The organism is Pseudomonas sp. S3_B11 (genome assembly GCF_054667715.1).
This window is the reverse complement of sequence record NZ_CP162749.1, coordinates 382,743-400,221: the sequence shown is the minus strand read 5'-3', so window position 1 is coordinate 400,221 and position 17,479 is coordinate 382,743. Positions and strand designations below refer to the sequence as shown.

At 60.2% G+C, this 17,479-nt stretch carries 13 protein-coding genes; 11 read left to right on the top strand and 2 right to left on the bottom strand.

Annotated features, from left to right (window positions below; translation table 11 throughout):
• Positions 1 to 175: 175 nt before the first annotated feature.
• A complete protein-coding gene (locus AB4O22_RS01895) occupies positions 176 to 1,306 on the bottom strand; it encodes a polysaccharide deacetylase family protein (RefSeq protein ID WP_003205313.1) in 1,131 nt (376 codons plus the stop codon).
• A 308-nt stretch (positions 1,307 to 1,614) separates the two neighbouring features.
• On the opposite strand from AB4O22_RS01895, the gene yaaA reads away from it, so the two are divergent.
• On the top strand, positions 1,615 to 2,394 hold the full coding sequence (gene yaaA, locus AB4O22_RS01890; RefSeq protein WP_223470404.1) for a peroxide stress protein YaaA: 780 nt from the start codon (positions 1,615 to 1,617) through the stop codon (positions 2,392 to 2,394).
• A gap of 84 nt (positions 2,395 to 2,478) precedes the next feature.
• Here yaaA and AB4O22_RS01885 read toward each other — a convergent pair whose 3' ends face one another.
• Entirely contained in the window at positions 2,479 to 2,733 is a 255-nt protein-coding gene (locus tag AB4O22_RS01885; RefSeq protein ID WP_223470402.1) for a hypothetical protein, read from the bottom strand.
• A gap of 471 nt (positions 2,734 to 3,204) precedes the next feature.
• Between AB4O22_RS01885 and AB4O22_RS01880 the strand changes: the two genes are divergently transcribed.
• The 10 genes from AB4O22_RS01880 to AB4O22_RS01835 all read left to right on the top strand — a co-directional run bounded on the left by AB4O22_RS01880 (position 3,205) and on the right by AB4O22_RS01835 (position 17,475).
• The gene (locus tag AB4O22_RS01880) at positions 3,205 to 4,521 is read left to right on the top strand and encodes a nucleotide sugar dehydrogenase (RefSeq protein ID WP_223470401.1); all 1,317 of its coding nucleotides are present in this window, start codon (positions 3,205 to 3,207) and stop codon (positions 4,519 to 4,521) included.
• Positions 4,522 to 4,621: 100 nt separating this feature from the next.
• Positions 4,622 to 6,103, top strand: a complete 1,482-nt coding sequence (alg8, locus tag AB4O22_RS01875) for a mannuronan synthase (RefSeq protein WP_003205316.1) — start codon at positions 4,622 to 4,624, stop codon at positions 6,101 to 6,103.
• A 35-nt stretch (positions 6,104 to 6,138) separates the two neighbouring features.
• Complete coding sequence (locus tag AB4O22_RS01870; protein ID WP_028236669.1) at positions 6,139 to 7,308, top strand: alginate biosynthesis protein Alg44; 1,170 nt, start codon at positions 6,139 to 6,141, stop codon at positions 7,306 to 7,308.
• 15 nt (positions 7,309 to 7,323) lie between these two features.
• Complete coding sequence (gene algK, locus AB4O22_RS01865) at positions 7,324 to 8,808, top strand: alginate biosynthesis TPR repeat lipoprotein AlgK (protein WP_028236668.1); 1,485 nt, start codon at positions 7,324 to 7,326, stop codon at positions 8,806 to 8,808.
• Positions 8,809 to 8,813: 5 nt separating this feature from the next.
• Positions 8,814 to 10,304 carry an alginate export family protein gene (locus AB4O22_RS01860; RefSeq protein ID WP_028236667.1) on the top strand — a complete coding sequence of 497 codons (1,491 nt, stop codon included), beginning with the start codon at positions 8,814 to 8,816 and terminating at the stop codon, positions 10,302 to 10,304.
• A 26-nt stretch (positions 10,305 to 10,330) separates the two neighbouring features.
• Positions 10,331 to 11,920 (top strand): mannuronan 5-epimerase AlgG, encoded by a 1,590-nt coding sequence (gene algG, locus AB4O22_RS01855; protein WP_053163312.1) that lies wholly within the window; start codon positions 10,331 to 10,333, stop codon positions 11,918 to 11,920.
• Positions 11,921 to 11,931: 11 nt separating this feature from the next.
• Positions 11,932 to 13,380 (top strand): alginate O-acetyltransferase, encoded by a 1,449-nt coding sequence (locus tag AB4O22_RS01850; RefSeq protein WP_053163315.1) that lies wholly within the window; start codon positions 11,932 to 11,934, stop codon positions 13,378 to 13,380.
• A gap of 11 nt (positions 13,381 to 13,391) precedes the next feature.
• The gene (locus AB4O22_RS01845; protein WP_003205322.1) at positions 13,392 to 14,528 is read left to right on the top strand and encodes a mannuronate-specific alginate lyase; all 1,137 of its coding nucleotides are present in this window, start codon (positions 13,392 to 13,394) and stop codon (positions 14,526 to 14,528) included.
• Positions 14,529 to 14,722: 194 nt separating this feature from the next.
• Positions 14,723 to 16,288 carry an MBOAT family O-acyltransferase gene (locus AB4O22_RS01840; RefSeq protein WP_460095806.1) on the top strand — a complete coding sequence of 522 codons (1,566 nt, stop codon included), beginning with the start codon at positions 14,723 to 14,725 and terminating at the stop codon, positions 16,286 to 16,288.
• 11 nt (positions 16,289 to 16,299) lie between these two features.
• Positions 16,300 to 17,475, top strand: a complete 1,176-nt coding sequence (locus AB4O22_RS01835; RefSeq protein WP_223470397.1) for an alginate O-acetyltransferase — start codon at positions 16,300 to 16,302, stop codon at positions 17,473 to 17,475.
• The last annotated feature ends 4 nt before the right edge of the window (positions 17,476 to 17,479 follow it).

Sequence of the window (17,479 nt, the reverse complement as noted above, 5' to 3'; positions counted from 1 at the left end):
TACTCCAAAAACCATGACAGGAAAAAGCACTTTGACGCTTTTTTGAAGTTTATTTTTCAGAGTGACGAATAACCCTTGGCGTACCGCCATTGCGCCGTTAAAGTCGGAAGTCCGGTTGTCATGAATGTGCGCCGATTTTTTCTCGTCCCCCAATGTTTCCGGGCCTTTTCAGGTTTCAGCGAAACGCTTCCTGGCAGTCCGCCCAACCGATCCCGCTTTGCGCCGTCTGCGTCATCAACCAGGGCATCGCCGTTTTCACCCCATCCTGCTTGGCATTGAAATTGATCACCCCGTGGCGCCACAGCAGCATCAGGGTCAGCACACGCTGGGCGCTTTGCTCAGGCTTGAGTCGATTGTTGCTGTCCTGGGGATCGATGTCCCACAGCGCCACTTGCAAGCCCTGCTGCTGGAAGAACGCTTGCGCATCGCCGCGCCGCTGGCCTTGGGGCGGACGGAACAGCGGCACGAAATTTTCGGGCAGCTTGCCCTTGACCAGTTCGACACTGCGCCGGACCGAGTCTTGCCAGTCCTGCCAATAACTGTGGGAGCGGAACTCCCAGCCCTGCACGCCCACGCATTGTCTCGAATACAACGCCTGGAGATTGTTGACCGAGCCCTCTTGCAACCGCGCCTGAATGTCCTTGCCCAGCACGAAGAAGGTGCCATTGATGTTCGCCTTGCGCAGGTATTCGGCCAACCACGGGGTGTTGTCCGGCACAACGTTGGCGGCGCTGTCGAAGGTCAGCAGGAACAGGCGGTCGTTCATGCCTTCGCCGTTGCGTTCGTAATCGCCGAAACGTTCGATTTCGCTGCTGGTTTGCGGAAAAAGCGCGGCTTTACGCAGCAGTTCGTCGCGGTATTGGGTATGAAAGATCTGGCTCGGCGCGGCCCACTTGATGTAGTAGGAATTGTCATCCAGATGGAATCTGCGTGCCTCTTCGCGCAGGGTCGCCATGTCCTCGACCAGGTAACAGAAGGAAGCGTCCTGATCGCAACTGCGTTGGGCAAAGTTGTAGTTGGCCAACAACCGCTGCCACAGCCGGGCGCGAAGCGCGTCGATAGCAACCATATTGACCGAACGCAGCCCCAGGTACTGCTTGAGCGCAATTTCGTCCATCGCATCGACGTCCAGCAGGACCCGGGCGAACATCAGGATCTCGGCCCGCGAGGCCACGTCGAACAGCGTCGGGCTGGTGAGTTGTTCCGGCCAGGTGCTGCGGTCCAGGGTCGCGACGTCGTTGAGCGCGGGCGCGGCAATGGCACCCAGGCTCAACAGCCAGGCCGATAACAGAAGAGCGATACGCAAAAGGGATGTCTCCATAACGAAACCCGCGCGGCATCATAGCCGATCCTGGCGCAATACCCTTGTGATCAGAGGACTTGGGGAGCAGACCTGTGGGAGCAACGCTTGCTCGCGATGCAGGTGACAAGGTCCATCTGCAAGATTGCGTCATCGTTCATCGCGAGCAAGCTTTGCTCCCACGGACTTTGCTCCCACAGCTCCCTCACCACAAATGCCCGTCAATACTCGCCCATCCATCACCTATCACCCCAATAGCTGGAGTCCACCCGGACAACCCCCTAGAATCGCCGCACCCTCAAGGAGACGATTTCATGCTGATGGTGATTTCCCCCGCCAAGACCCTCGATTACGAAACACCGCCGGCCACCGCGCGTTTTACCCAGCCTCAGTACCTGGATCATTCCCAGGAACTGATCGAGCAACTGCGCGAACTCTCCCCGGCACAGATCAGCGAGCTGATGCATGTCTCCGACAAGATCGGCGGCCTCAATGCCGCGCGATTCGGCAGTTGGACGCCGGCGTTCACTGCGGCCAATGCCAAGCAGGCGCTGCTGGCCTTCAAGGGCGACGTGTATACGGGCCTCGATGCGCAAAGCTTTGGCGATGCCGACTTCGACTACGCCCAGCAGCACCTGCGCATGCTCTCTGGCCTCTATGGCCTGCTGCGGCCACTGGACCTGATGCAACCCTATCGCCTGGAAATGGGCACGAAGCTGGCCAATGCCCGGGGCAAGGACCTTTATGCTTTCTGGGGCACGCGCATCAGCGAATGGCTGAACGAAGCCCTCGCCGACCAGGGCGACGACGTACTGCTGAACCTGGCCTCCAATGAATACTTCTCGGCGGTCAAGCGCAGCGCACTGAAAGCACGAGTCATCGATACCGAATTCCGCGACCTGAAAAATGGCCAGTACAAAATCATCAGCTTCTACGCCAAGAAAGCCCGGGGCCTGATGAGTCGTTTCGTGATTCAGGAACGGATCAACGACCCTGCGGCACTCAGCCAATTCGATGTACAGGGCTACCGCTTCAACGCCCAACAGTCGAGCCGGGACAAACTCGTTTTCCTGCGCGATCACGCCCCCGAATAAAGCATGACCTTATACCGCCCCCTGATCGGGGGCTTCGATCATCTGCCTATTTGTCATCTTAGTTCCTCGCCCACTTCGACAGTTTCATGGCGCCAATAAATCGCCCCACCCCTGCGCTAACTTTTCTTTCACTCGACACTCGTCAGTTTTTTGCGTAGTGGCACCGATTTTTTTCATCGGTAGTGGCACAAAACTATCTACCCCTCCTAACTCCCCATTAATAAAGGGCGAAACGGTAAGTGCCATCATATTGAGGGCAGTGCCATCTTCGATAATATTTCGAAAAATTTCGAAAATCGCGATGAGCGGATCGGAACTATGTGAAATTGCATGGCTCATACCATCCGTAACGATTCTCGGCGAGCGTGTACGAGATAACTTACAAAGGACGACGAACGGATTAACCAAGTTGTCACGACAACTTAGTGAAACCGTCGTCTAATTGGATCCACCCTTAAAGGATGGGAGATAAAGCACCATTACTATCCCCTACAAGGCCAAGGCTGCGCCCCTATAACGTGCTCACCCGAGCACACAAGCTTCTGATTTTGTGGGCTTTTTGCCAGGGATCGGAAGTGAAGGACCTTTGCACGAGCGTTCCCGATAACGAGGACTGGCTGCATAACAGGGCAGGTCATAACAACTAGGCCACATTGCGCACAACTTGAGTGCATTTATTTAGACACTCGGAACTTAGTATGCCTGCACACGGCATTGTGGCGCCTGCATTCCACACTTCCGAGTGCACTATGACCGCTGAACACTATTAACTCCGGCCATTTAATGGCGTGAAAAACAGAGGGAAATGCGATGCGCATTAGCATATTTGGTTTGGGTTACGTCGGTGCAGTATGTGCCGGTTGCCTGTCTGCACGGGGCCATGATGTAGTTGGCGTAGATGTCGCCAAAGACAAAATCGACATGATCAACGCCGGCAAATCGCCAATCGTTGAACCGGGTCTTGGCGAGCTATTGGCGCAAGGCATTCAAACAGGTCGACTGCGCGGTACCACCAACTTCGCCGAAGCCATTCGCGATACTGACCTGTCGATGATTTGTGTCGGTACACCGAGCAAGAAGAACGGCGACCTGGAACTGAACTACATCGAAGCCGTGTGTCGCGAGATCGGTTTTGTCCTGCGTGACAAGACCACCCGCCACACCATTGTGGTTCGTAGCACCGTATTGCCGGGCACTGTGGCAAACGTCGTCATCCCGATCCTGGAAGACTGCTCCGGCAAGAAAGCCGGCGTCGATTTCGGTGTCGCAGTCAACCCTGAGTTCCTGCGCGAAAGCACCGCGATCAAAGACTACGACCTGCCGCCGATGACCGTTATCGGTGAGTTCGACAAAGCCTCTGGCGACGTTCTGCAATCGCTGTACGAAGAGCTCGATGCGCCGATCATCCGCAAGGACATCGCCGTTGCCGAGATGATCAAGTACACCTGCAACGTGTGGCACGCCACCAAGGTGACCTTCGCCAACGAGATCGGCAACATCGCCAAGGCCGTCGGCGTCGATGGCCGTGAAGTGATGGACGTCGTCTGCCAGGACAAGACCCTGAACCTGTCCCAGTACTACATGCGCCCAGGCTTTGCCTTCGGCGGCTCCTGCCTGCCCAAGGACGTTCGCGCCCTGACCTACCGCGCCGGTTCCCTGGACGTGGACGCGCCGCTGCTCAACTCGCTGATGCGCAGCAACGAATCCCAGGTGCAGAACGCCTTCGACATCGTTTCCAGCCACGACAAGCGCAAAGTCGCCCTGCTGGGCCTGAGCTTCAAGGCCGGTACCGACGACCTGCGTGAAAGCCCACTGGTAGAACTGGCGGAAATGCTGATCGGCAAGGGTTTCGACCTGAAGATCTACGACAGCAACGTCGAATATGCCCGCGTCCACGGTGCGAACAAGGATTACATCGAGTCGAAGATTCCTCACGTCTCGTCCTTGCTCAACTCCGACTTCGACTCGGTGATCGACAGCTCCGACATCATCATCCTGGGCAACCGCGACGAGAAGTTCCGCGCGCTGACCGAGAACGTACCGGAAGGCAAGCAGGTCATCGACCTGGTCGGCTTCATGTCCAAGGCCACCAACCCGAGTGGCCGGACCGAAGGCATCTGCTGGTAAGTCTGTTTGCCGGCCGGGGCATGCCCCGGCCGGCCTTTCGCCTGCCTTAACCCATCGGGCCGCCCACAAGGCCCGCCCGAGATAGAGACGGATGCAGATTATGCACAGGCTAAAGCACGGCCTGCTTCAGGCCGCCGGTTGGCTGTTTTACTTGAGTTTATTGATGGGCATCGCCATGGCGCTGCCCACGTCCACGTTCGACTCCGAATCCAAGGACTTCATCTTCCTGATCGGCGCCGTGGGCATCTGGCGTTACTCCATGGGAGCAACGCATTTCGTGCGCGGCATGATCTTCCTGTACATCGTCTACCCGCACCTGCGCCGCAAGGTCCGCAAGCTGGGCAAGGCGGCGGATCCGTCCCATGTGTACCTGATGGTCACCAGCTTCCGGATCGATGCGCTGACCACCGCTCAGGTGTATGGCTCGGTGATTCGCGAGGCCATCGAATGCGGGCTGCCCACCACCGTGGTCTGCTCCATCGTGGAAATGTCCGACGAACTGCTGGTCAAGAGCCTCTGGGCCCGCATGAACCCGCCAGCGCGGGTCAAGCTGGACTTCGTGCGCATCCCTGGCACCGGCAAGCGCGACGGTCTGGCCTACGGTTTCCGCGCCATCTCCCGCCACTTGCCGGACGACCGTGCCGTGGTAGCGGTGATCGACGGCGACACCGTGCTCGCCGAAGGCGTCGTGCGCAAGACCGTGCCGTGGTTCCAGCTGTTCGGCAACGTCGGCGGCCTGACCACCAACGAGTTCTGCGAAGTGCGCGGCGGCTACATCATGAGCGAATGGCACAAGCTGCGTTTCGCCCAGCGTCACATCAACATGTGCTCCATGGCCTTGTCCAAGCGCGTGCTGACCATGACCGGCCGCATGTCGGTGTTCCGCGCCACCGTAGTCACCAACCCGGACTTCATCGCCGACGTGGAAAGCGACTCGCTGCAACACTGGCGCCTGGGTCGCTTCAAGTTCCTGACCGGCGATGACAAGTCGAGCTGGTTCAGCCTGATGCGCCTGGGCTACGACACGTTCTACGTGCCCGATGCAGCGATCAATACCGTCGAACACCCGCCGGAGAAGAGCTTCATCAAGGCCAGCCGCAAATTGATGTTCCGCTGGTACGGCAACAACCTGCGGCAGAACTCCCGGGCACTGGGCCTGGGTCTGCGCCGTCTGGGCCTGTTCACCTCGGTGGTGCTGTTCGACCAGCGTGTGTCGATGTGGACCTCGCTGCTGGGCCTGACCGTGGCACTGATCGCCAGCTTCAAGTACGGCACCGCGTTCATCCTGGTGTACCTGCTGTGGATCGGCATCACGCGGTTGATCCTGACCCTGTTGCTGTCGTGCTCCGGACACCGGATCGGCCCTGCCTACCCGGCGATTCTCTATTACAACCAGATCGTCGGTGCCCTGGTGAAGATCTACGTGTTCTTCCGCCTCGATCAACAGTCCTGGACCCGCCAGCCCACCCACCTGACCCGTGATCTCGCCAGCTTTCAACGTTGGTTCAACACTTGGTCGTCTCGGACCATGACCTTCTCCGCCGGCAGCATTTTTGTCGCCGTGCTGCTGACGATGGTCTGACCGGACTTGAATGAATTAACTAGGAAATCGCCCCTATGAACACCGCCGTGAATGTCAACGTAGTGCATGAATCCGAAGCCCAGCGCCAACACGCCCGGGTCAAAATCCCGGCCAAGCTGCGCTTCTTCGGTCCTGACCGTACGCCGATGGAAGTCAAGGTCCAGGACCTGTCCGCCGGTGGCCTGAGCTTCAACGCCGGCCAGATGCCCCTCAAGACCGGGGAGTCCTACAAAGGTCGCCTGCAGTTCGTCATCGACAACCTTGGCCTGGCCATGGACGTGGAATTGCAGATCCGTTCCTACGACCGCCAGACCGGCCGCACCGGTTGCCAGTTCCAGAACCTGGAGCCTCGGGACATCTCGACACTGCGTCACATCATCACCTCGCACCTGGCCGGCGACATCGTCGGTGTGGGCGATGTGCTGGCGACCCTGCAGCGCGATAACTTCACCAAGGCTCGCAAACAGAAAGACGAAAACGGTGGCATGAGTGCCTTCGGCCGCCTGCGCGCCGTGACCTTCAGCCTGGGCGTCTTCGTCGTTGGCTTGGCGGCGTTCGGTTTCGTCTTCAAGTCGGTGTACGGCATGTATTTCGTCAGCCACGCCCAGGCCGGCCTGGTGAATGTACCGGGCATGGCCATCACCATGCCGCGCGACGGCACTGTGCAGAGCCTGGTCAAGGCCGACGGCGTGGCCGCCAAGGGCGCCCCGCTGGCGACCTTCAGCACCAGCATGCTCGACGTGCTCAAGGGTCACCTGGACGACAACCAGTTGCAACCGGCCAAGGTCGAGGAGCTGTTCGGCAAGCAAATGACCGGCACCCTGACGTCGCCGTGCGACTGCATCGTGTCCCAGCAACTGGTTGCCAACGGCCAGTACGCCAGCAAGGGTGACGTGATCTTCCAACTGGTCCCACGGGGCACCGAGGCCAACGTCGAAGCGCGCTTCTCCTATCGCCAGTTCGGCGACGTGCGCCCAGGTACGCCAGTCAACTTCCAGGTCGCCGGCGAAGACACCACCCGTACCGGCAAGATCGTCAGCAGCACCAGCCTGAAAAGTGCCGACCTGTCCTCCGATATCCGTGTGCTGATCCAACCTGACGAACCTCTGGACAGCTCGCTGGCCGGCCGTCCGGTAGAAGTCACCAGCGACCGTGGCCCGAATCTGAACTGGCTGATCGACAAAGCCATGGCCGTCGGTATTTAAGTCGAGGATATGCCCGTGACCATTATAAAAATCCTGAACACCCCACAGACCCTGTGGGAGCGAGCTTGCTCGCAAAAGGATCAACGCGGTCAGGATGCTATGCCGCAAACTCGCTCCCACATGGGAACTCTGTGTGCCCTGGCACTGGCCGTCAGCCTGGCCGGTTGCGCCGGTCTGCCCGATCAACGCCTGGCCAATGAAGCCCTCAAGCGCGGCGACACGGCGCTGGCGCAGCAGAACTACCAGCAACTGGCCGACCTGGGCTACAGCGAGGCCCAGGTGGGCCTGGCTGACATCCAGGTGGATAGCCACGACCCCGAGCAGATGAAAAAAGCCGAGGCGACTTACCGCGCCGCGGCCGATATCTCGCCACGGGCCCAGGCTCGCCTGGGTCGCCTGCTGGTGGCCAAGCCCGGTTCCACTGAAGCGGAAAAACACGAAGCCGAAGGCCTGTTGAAGAAAGCCTTCGCCAACGGAGAAGGCAACACCCTGATCCCGCTGGCGATGCTGTACCTGCAATATCCCCACAGCTTCCCGAACGTCAACGCCCAGCAGCAGATCAGCCAATGGCGCAGCGCCGGTTACCCGGAAGCGGGCCTGGCGCAGATTCTGCTCTACCGCACCCAGGGCACCTACGACCAGCACCTGGACGAGGTCGAGAAGGTCTGCAAGGCCGCGCTGGCGACCACGGACATCTGCTACGTCGAACTGGCCACGGTCTATCAGAAACGCGGCCAGCCGGAACAGCAGGCCGCATTGCTCAAGCAGATGCAGGACGGTCACGCCCGTGGCGTCGTATCCGCCCAGCGCGTGGACAGCGTCGCCCGTGTCCTGGCCGATGCCAGCCTGGGCAAGACCGACGAAAAGACCGCCCAGTCGTTGCTCGAAGGCATTGCTCCTGGCTACCCCGCTGCCTGGGTCAGCCTGGCGCAACTGCTCTACGACTTCCCGGAACTGGGTGACGTCGACAAGATGATGCAGTACCTGGAAAACGGCCGCGCCGCCGACCAGCCGCGCGCCGAGCTGTTGCTGGGCAAGCTTTACTACGAAGGCAAGTGGGTCCCGGCCGATGCCAAGGTCGCCGAGGCGCATTTCCAGAAAGCCGTGGGCCGCGAAGTGGCTGCCGACTACTACCTCGGCCAGATCTATCGCCGCGGTTACCTGGGCCAGGTGTACTCGCAAAAAGCCCTGGACCACCTGCTCAAGGCCGCCCGCAACGGCCAGAACAGCGCCGACTTTGCCATTGCCCAGCTGTTCTCCCAGGGCAAGGGCACCAAGCCCAACCCGGTCAACGCCTATGTGTTCAGTCAGTTGGCCAAGGTGCAGAACACCCCGCAAGCCACCGAGCTTGCCCAAACCCTCGAAGCACAATTACCGCCGGAACAACTTGCACAAGCCCAACGCCTGCTACAACAAGAGCAGGCCATTCGCGGCGCTATGAGCCCCGATACGCTTGAACTGCAAGCCCTAAAAGAAGATGACGGCGAGGAACCTCTATGAAGCTTTTGAAGCTCAACCCTTTTGTGCAGGCTGGTATTGGCCTGTCGTTTGCCCTGCTGTGGTCCTGTCCGACCCTGGCGGCACTGACCGATAGCAAGAATTTCGGCCTGGAAGTGAAGATCACCGGACAGTCCGAAGATGACCGTGACCTCGGCACCCAGAGCGGTGGCGACGTCAACGGTGTCGGCCTGGACCTGCGTCCATGGGTCTACGGTGAAAGCGAAAGCGGCGCCTGGAGCGCCTATGCCATGGCCCAGGCCGTGACGTCCAGCGACATCATCGAGACCGACACCCTGCAGCAGTCCGATGGCAGCACCCAGCAAACCGACAGCGGTGACCGCGAAGCCAAGAAAAGCTACCTGGCCATGCGCGAGTTCTGGATTGGCTACCGCGGCCTGACCCCCTACCCGGGCGAGCAGTTGAAATTCGGTCGCCAGCGCCTGCGCAACGACGACGGCCAATGGCGCGACACCAACATCGAAGCCTTGAACTGGACCTTCGATACCACCTTGCTGCGGGCCAACCTCGGCGTGGCCGAACGGTTCAGCGAGTACCGTACCGACCTCAAGGAATTGTCCCCCAAGGACAAGGACCGCCTGCACGTCTATGGCGACGTGGGCTACCAGTGGATGCCAGGCCAGTGGGCCGGTATCCGCGCCCACCACTCCCATGACAATGGCAGCCTCGATTACCCGACCCCGGGCGAAGCCACCGACACCCTGGACAAGACCCAGAACGGCGACATCTCCTGGCTGGGCCTGGAAGCCAACAGCGATGCCTACAACTGGCGCAACACCAACACCGTCAACTACTGGGCCAGTATCACCGGCATGAGCGGCGAGCGCGACACCGTCAACCCGCTCAACGCCGACGGCACGCGCCCGACAGAAGCCAAGCACAGCGATGACGTGGACGGCTGGGCCACTGACCTGGGTATCCGCCTGCGTCTGGACCCGCAATGGCAAGTCGGTGCGGCCTATGCCCGCGCCAGCGATGAGTACCAACAGAACGGCCTGCAAAGCAACCGCTCGAACTTCACCGGCACCCGCTCGCGCGTGCACCGTTTCGGCGAAGCGTTCCGTGGCGAAATGGCCAACACCCAGAGCGCCAGCCTGTTCGGCTCCTGGCAACTGCGTGACGAATACGACGCCAGCCTTGTGTACCACAAGTTCTGGCGCGTGGACGGCAACAAGCCAGTGGGCAGCAACGGTATCAACGCCGTGGAAAACAACACCGACGACGTGACCGGCGCGATTCTGTCCACCTCGTCCCTGCCGCTGAATGATGGCGAAAAGGACCTGGGCCAGGAAGTCGATCTGGTCGTCACCAAATACTTCAAGCAAGGCCTGCTACCGGCCGCGCTGAGTCAATCCATTGATGAGCCGTCGGCGCTGGTGCGCTTTCGTGGCGGCGTGTTCAAGCCAGGCGACGCCTACGGCAAAGAGGTCGATTCGTACATGCATCGCGCCTTTGTCGACGTGATCTGGCGCTTCTGATGCGAATGGCCATGGGAGTGCCCGAAATGAACCGCTACCTCAGGAACAGCCAGGCGATGAAAGGTTCGATCAGCCTGTTGGTCGCAGCGATGCTGCTGGCCGGCTCGCCGGCGTTCGCCAACGTTGAACCGGTGGTCAAGCCGGGCAACGTGGCCAAGGGCCTGCAACGGGCCAAGACCTACACCGTCAACAGTGCACCGACCGCGCCACTGGAGCTGGCCAAGCCAACCTTGCCCGACCTCTCCGGCTACACCGCCGAAGCGGTCGCGGCAAAAATTGTCCGCACCAAGCCCGGCAAGGTCAGTGTGCGCCGGATGATGCAGGAAAACGCCTTGAAGGACTTCATCGGCGGCGACAACAAGATGGCCGAGTGGGTCGTGCGTCAGCACGGCATCCCACAGGCCATCTTCGTCGACGATGGCTACATGAATCTCAAGGACCTGGCCAAGAAACAGCCCAAGTACGTCATCGAAACTTCGCCAGGTGTCTACCTGGCGAAGATTCCGATCGTGGTCGGTCAGAAAGGCATCCTGGAAATCGACAAACAGACCCAGGAACTGCGCCTGTCCCAGGAAGGCGGCGCATTCCTGGTCAACGATGGTCATATGTTCATCCGCGACACCAAGGTCACCGGCTGGCGTGAAAAGGACAACGGCCCTGCGACCTTCCGTTCACCCAAGGAATTCCGTCCGTTCCTGCTGGCCTGGGGTGGCACCGAGACCTACATCGTCAACACCAAGATGGCGAGTTTCGGCTACTCCAACAGTAAGTCGTACGGGGTGAGTATTTCCCAGTACACGCCGAACATGGCCAAGGTCCTCAAACGCCCGGAACCGACCGGTTGGATCATCGGTTCCGAGTTTTCGGACATGTGGTACGGCTTCTACTGCTACGAAACCCGCGACTTCGTGGTCAAGAGCAACACCTACAAAGACAACATTGTCTACGGCATCGACCCCCACGACCGTTCCCATCGGCTGGTCATCGCCGACAACACCGTCTACGGGACCAAGAAGAAGCACGGGATCATTATTTCCCGTGAGGTCAACGACAGCTTCATTTTCAACAACCGCAGCTATGACAACAAACTCTCGGGCCTGGTGATCGACCGTAACAGCGTGAACAACCTGATCGCCTACAACGAGATCTACAAGAACCACACCGACGGCATCACGCTCTATGAGAGTGCTGACAACCTGTTGTGGGCCAACAAGGTGATCAGCAACCGCCGCCACGGCATCCGTATTCGTAACAGCGTGAACATTCGCCTCTACGAAAACGTGTCCATGGCCAACGGCCTGACCGGTATCTACGGTCACATCAAGGACCTGTCCGATACCGACCGTGACATCAAGCTCGACCCGTTCGACGCCGAAGTCTCGCTGATCGTGGTCGGCGGCGAACTGGCTGCCAATGGCAGCGGCCCGCTGTCCATCGACTCGCCGTTGAGCGTCGAGCTGTACCGCGTGTCCATGCTCGCGCCGACCAAATCCAGCGGCATCAGCTTCACGGGAATCCTTGGCGAGCGCCAGGATGAAATTCTCGACCTGCTGGTGCGCCAGCAGAAAGCCGTGCTGATCGACCCCGTCGAACGCCAGACCGAAATGCGGGACTGAGGATGACCTTTATGAACCCAAAGATGATCAAACTCCTGGGCCTGTCCGCCCTGACTGCCGGCATTCTCGCCGCCGCAAGCGGCGCTCGCGCCGATGAAATCAAGGCACCGAGCTTCACCGCCGAGCCATGCTGCAACCTGTGCCCTGAAGCCCACGACGCGAAGAACTACACCACGCGCTACCAGCAGAACTTCACCACGCTGGTGCAGGCCCAGGGCGACTGGTTGTTCCGAACCCAGGAAGACCTGCGGACCGAATTCAACACCACCCCGGCCGGCTACAAGCGCCTGCAGCAGTTGCACGATGCGTTCAAGGCAAAAGGTGTCGAGCTGGTGCTCGTCTACCAGCCAACCCGGGGCCTGGTGAACCGCAACAAGCTCAACCCACAGGAAAAGGCCGCTTTCGACTACGAGAAAGCCCTGACCAACTACAAATCCATGCTCGGCCGTTTCGCCCAGATGGGTTACGTGGTGCCGGACCTGTCGCCGCTGACCAACGAAAGCCTGCCCGAAACCCTGCCGGCCCACGATTTCTATTTCCGTGGCGACCAGCACTGGACGCCATACGGCGCCCAGCGCACCGCCAAGATCGTCGCCGAGAAGGTCAAGCAGATCCCGGCCTTCGCCGACATTCCCAAGCGTGAGTTCGAGACCAAGAAGTCCGGCCGCATGGGCAAGACCGGCACCCTGCACAACATGGCCGGGCAGCTGTGCGGCACCAGCTATGCGATCCAGTACATGGACCAGTTCACCACCGAGCCTAAGGGCGAGGCTGGCGACGGCGACCTGTTCAGCGATTCCGGCAACCCGCAGATCACCCTCGTGGGCACCAGTCACAGCGGCAAGAACTACAACTTCGCAGGTTTCCTGGAAGAGGCCATCGGCGCCGACATCCTCAACGTAGCCTTCCCCGGCGGCGGTTTCGAGGGCGCGATGATCCAGTACCTGGGCAGCGAAGAGTTCCAGAAGAACCCGCCGAAAATCCTCATCTGGGAATTCTCGCCGCTGTATCGCCTGGACCAGGAAACCATCTATCGCCAGATGATGGCGCTGCTGGACAACAACGGTTGCGAAGGCAAGCCGGCATTGATGAGCAGCAAGACCGCGCTCAAGCCGGGCAAGAACGAATTGATGGTCAATAGCAAGAACATGGATCTGCGTAACGGCAGCCACCAGGTCGACATCCGCTTCGCCGACACCTCGGTGAAAACCTTGCAAGCCACCCTCTGGTACATGAATGGGCGCCACGAGGATATCAAGATCGAAAAACCGGATACCTCCGAAACCGACGGACGTTTCGCCTTCCAGCTGCGCACCGACGAGGACTGGGCTTCGCAAAACCTTCTGGCTGTTGAAGTCCAGGGCCCCGAAGCCGGTAAAGAGCCGCAGCAGATCGAAGCGAAAATCTGTAAACGCAACGCATCTCCGCAAGCCGAACAAACGGCTCAAATCGGACAATGAGGTCTCGTCTCATGACCAGTACCACGCGCACCCGAACGTTGAAAACGCTGCTGGCGCCCTCCCTGCTGACCCTGGCGATGTTCGCCGGGGCCACGCAGGCGGCGGCCCCGCTGCGCCCGCCACAGGGTTACTTCGCCCCGATCGAAAAGGTCAAGGCCGGCGAAGCGGCCCAAGGCTGCGACGCCACACCGACGCCCTACACCGGCTCCCTGCAATTTCGCAGCAAGTACGAGGGCTCCGACAAGGCCCGTGCAACCCTGAACGTGCAATCGGAAAAAGCCTTCCGCGACAGCACCGCCGACATCACCAAGATCGAGCGCGGCGTCAGCAAGCAAGTGATGCAATTCATGCGTGACGGCCGTCCCGAACAATTGGAATGCACCCTCAACTGGCTGACCGCGTGGGCCCAGGCCGATGCGCTGATGTCCAAGGACTTCAACCACACCGGCAAGTCCATGCGCAAATGGGCACTGGGTAGCATGGCTTCGGCCTATGTGCGCCTGAAGTTTTCCGAGTCCCGCCCACTGGCCAATCACCCGGAGCAGGCGCAACTGATCGAAGGCTGGTTCAGCCGAATGGCCGATCAGGTGGTCAGCGACTGGGACAACCTGCCGCTGGACAAGACCAACAACCACTCCTACTGGGCCGCCTGGTCGGTGATGGCCACCTCCGTGGCAACCAACCGCCGCGACCTGTTCGATTGGGCCGTCAAGGAATACAAGGTCGGCGTCAACCAGGTCGATGCCGACGGTTTCCTGCCCAACGAACTCAAGCGCAAGCAACGCGCCCTGTCCTACCACAACTATGCCCTGCCGCCACTGGCGATGATCGCCAGTTTCGCCCAGGTCAATGGTGTGGACCTGCGCCAGGAAAACAACGGCGCCCTCAAGCGCTTGGGTGACCGGGTGCTGGCCGGGGTCGAAGACCCGGACATCTTCGAAGAGAAGAACGGCGACAAGCAGGACATGAAGGACCTGAAGGTCGACTCGAAATTCGCCTGGCTCGAACCGTTCTGCAGCCTCTACACCTGCAGCGAGGATGTGCTGGAGCGCAAGCATGAGATGCAACCGTTCAAGACCTTCCGCCTCGGCGGTGACTTGACCCGGGTGTACGACCCTTCGCGGGAGAAAGGCGAAAAAGGAAGCTGATTCACCGCTGATCGTTCCCACGCTCTGCGTGGGAATGCAGCCCGGGACGCTCTGCGTCCCACAAAGCCGAACGCGGAGCGTCCGTAGAGGCATTCCCACGCAGAGCGTGGGAACGATCATCACCCCTCTTTTTCATTGGGGGGGTTTGGGGGGGCTCTTGCCCTTGACTGTTGATTCAACATGGAGAGATCGGGATGGTATTTTCATCCAATGTGTTCCTGTTTCTGTTCTTGCCGATCTTTCTCGGCTTGTACTACTTGAGCGGGCAACGCTATCGCAACCTGCTGCTGCTGATCGCCAGCTACGTGTTCTATGCCTGGTGGCGGGTGGACTTCCTGGCGCTGTTCGCCGGCGTCACCCTGTGGAACTACTGGATCGGCCTGAAAGTCGGCGCCGCCGGTGTGCGCACCAAACCGGCCCAGCGTTGGCTGTTGCTCGGCGTGGCGGTGGACTTGTGCATCCTGGGTTACTTCAAGTACGCCAACTTCGGCGTGGACAGCCTCAACGCGATCATGACCAGCTTCGGTCTCGAACCGTTCATCCTGACCCACGTGCTGTTGCCGATCGGGATCTCGTTCTACATCTTCGAGTCCATCAGCTACATCATCGACGTCTATCGCGGTGACACCCCGGCGACCCGCAACCTGATCGACTTCGCGGCGTTCGTGGCGATTTTCCCGCACCTGATCGCCGGCCCCGTGTTGCGTTTCCGCGACCTGGCCGACCAGTTCAACAACCGTACCCACACGCTGGACAAGTTCTCCGAAGGCTGCACGCGCTTCATGCAGGGCTTCATCAAGAAAGTGTTCATCGCCGACACCCTGGCGGTGGTGGCCGACCATTGCTTCGCCTTGCAGAACCCGACCACGGGCGATGCCTGGCTCGGCGCCCTGGCCTATACCGCGCAGCTGTACTTCGACTTCTCCGGCTACAGCGACATGGCCATCGGCCTGGGCCTGATGATGGGTTTCCGTTTCATGGAAAACTTCAAGCAGCCCTACATCAGCCAGTCGATCACCGAGTTCTGGCGTCGCTGGCACATCAGCCTGTCCACCTGGCTGCGCGACTACCTCTACATCACCCTGGGCGGTAACCGCAAAGGCACGCTGATGACCTATCGCAACCTGTTCCTGACCATGCTGCTCGGTGGTCTGTGGCACGGCGCGAACTTCACCTACATCATCTGGGGTGCCTGGCACGGCATGTGGCTGGCCATCGAAAAAGCCGTGGGCATCAACACCACACCACGCAGCATCAACCCGATCCGCTGGGCGCTGACCTTCCTGCTGGTGGTGATGGGCTGGGTAATTTTCCGCTCCGAGAACCTGCATGTGGCCGGCCGCATGTACGGCGCCATGTTCAGCTTCGGCGACTGGTCGCTGTCGGAGCTGACCCGCGCCAACCTCACCGGCCTGCAGATCGCCACGCTGGTGGTGGCCTACATCACCCTCGCCTTCTTCGGCCTGCGGGACTTCTACACCAACCGTCCGCCGGTCAAGACCAAGCCTGAGGTCAATACCGAGGCCAACGGCCCTGCCACCGCACAGCCGGGGATGATCAAGGCCGTACCGGGTGACAATCCATCGACGATCCATGAACCAGGCTACACCGTGGGTGTCGAAGCCCAGGTGCAACCGGCCTACTGGACCGTGGACTGGTCACGCTACGTGATGCGCGCCCTGGTGCTGCTGTTGTTCATCGCCTCGATTCTCAAACTCTCGGCGCAAAGCTTCTCGCCGTTCCTTTACTTCCAGTTCTGAGGGATCTGAACATGACCCGCTCATTACGCATCTTTTACATCGCACTGTTCATGCTGATCCTGACAGCATTGGGCCTGTGGTCGATGCGCAGTTTCTTCGGCTTCAGCACCAACCCCGACGCCACCGTGCTCAACGGGCGCTGGGCCAAGGCCGTGGAAACGCACTACGACGATCAGTTCCCGATCAAGCGCCTGGGCACCAACATCTGGGCTGCGCTGGACTACAAGCTGTTCAACGAAGGCCGCAAAGGCGTGGTCCTGGGCCGCGACCAGTGGCTGTACAGCGACGAAGAGTTCAACCCGATCGTCAACGAAGAGCTGAACCTGCAAGGCAACTACGCGCTGGTCGAAGGCGTGCGCCAGAAGCTCAAGGAACAAGGCGTGACCCTGGTCATGGCGATCGTGCCGGCCAAGGCGCGGCTGTACCCCGAGCACCTGGGTGACGTGAAGCCATCGAGCATTCACGCCAACCTCTACCAGGATTTCCATGCTCGCGTGGCGGCCGACAAGATCCTCGCGCCGGACCTGCTCGGCCCGCTGCAACAGGCCAAGCAAGGCGGCCAGCAAGTGTTCCTGCGCACCGACACTCACTGGACTCCGGAAGGTGCTCAGGTCGCTGCCGAGAACCTGGCCAAGGCCATTGCCGAAGGCACACCGCTCAACGGTGAGCCGCAACGCTTCGTCACGGAACCTGCGGAGAAAATCACCCACAAGGGTGACCTGCGCCAGTTCCTGCCCCTGGACCCGCTGTTCGAAAACCTGATGCCAGCCCAGGAGCCGCTGGTCAAGCGCAACACCCGCGAAGCCGACGACAAGCCGGCCGGCGACGACGCATTGTTCGCCGACGCCCAGGTGCCCGTGGCCCTGATAGGCACCAGCTACAGCGCCAACCCCAACTGGAACTTCGTCGGTGCACTCAAGCAAGCCCTGCACAGCGATGTCGTCAACTACGCCGAAGACGGCCATGGCCCGATTCTGCCGATGCTCAGCTACCTCAAGAGCGACGCCTTCAAGAACAGCCCGCCACAGGTGCTGATCTGGGAGTTCCCTGAACGTTATCTGCCCGTGAACAACGAAATCGGCGACGCAGACCCACAGTGGGTCGCAGAGCTCAAGCAAACCGGCGCGCGCCAACAGAACGTAGCCGCCAACACCCCATCCGAGACGCCCGACCGGGCGCAAAACTGAAAGA

What these genes read in the sequence shown, in the direction of transcription:
- AB4O22_RS01840 (WP_460095806.1), top strand. Translation starts at nt 14,723, where the DNA reads ATGGTATTTTCATCCAATGTGTTCCTGTTTCTGTTCTTGCCGATCTTT.
- AB4O22_RS01870 (WP_028236669.1), top strand. Translation starts at nt 6,139, where the DNA reads ATGAACACCGCCGTGAATGTCAACGTAGTGCATGAATCCGAAGCCCAG.
- yaaA (WP_223470404.1), top strand. Translation starts at nt 1,615, where the DNA reads ATGCTGATGGTGATTTCCCCCGCCAAGACCCTCGATTACGAAACACCG.
- AB4O22_RS01850 (WP_053163315.1), top strand. Translation starts at nt 11,932, where the DNA reads ATGAACCCAAAGATGATCAAACTCCTGGGCCTGTCCGCCCTGACTGCC.
- AB4O22_RS01880 (WP_223470401.1), top strand. Translation starts at nt 3,205, where the DNA reads ATGCGCATTAGCATATTTGGTTTGGGTTACGTCGGTGCAGTATGTGCC.
- AB4O22_RS01835 (WP_223470397.1), top strand. Translation starts at nt 16,300, where the DNA reads ATGACCCGCTCATTACGCATCTTTTACATCGCACTGTTCATGCTGATC.
- AB4O22_RS01885 (WP_223470402.1), bottom strand. Translation starts at nt 2,733, where the DNA reads ATGAGCCATGCAATTTCACATAGTTCCGATCCGCTCATCGCGATTTTC.
- AB4O22_RS01845 (WP_003205322.1), top strand. Translation starts at nt 13,392, where the DNA reads ATGACCAGTACCACGCGCACCCGAACGTTGAAAACGCTGCTGGCGCCC.
- alg8 (WP_003205316.1), top strand. Translation starts at nt 4,622, where the DNA reads ATGCACAGGCTAAAGCACGGCCTGCTTCAGGCCGCCGGTTGGCTGTTT.
- algG (WP_053163312.1), top strand. Translation starts at nt 10,331, where the DNA reads ATGAACCGCTACCTCAGGAACAGCCAGGCGATGAAAGGTTCGATCAGC.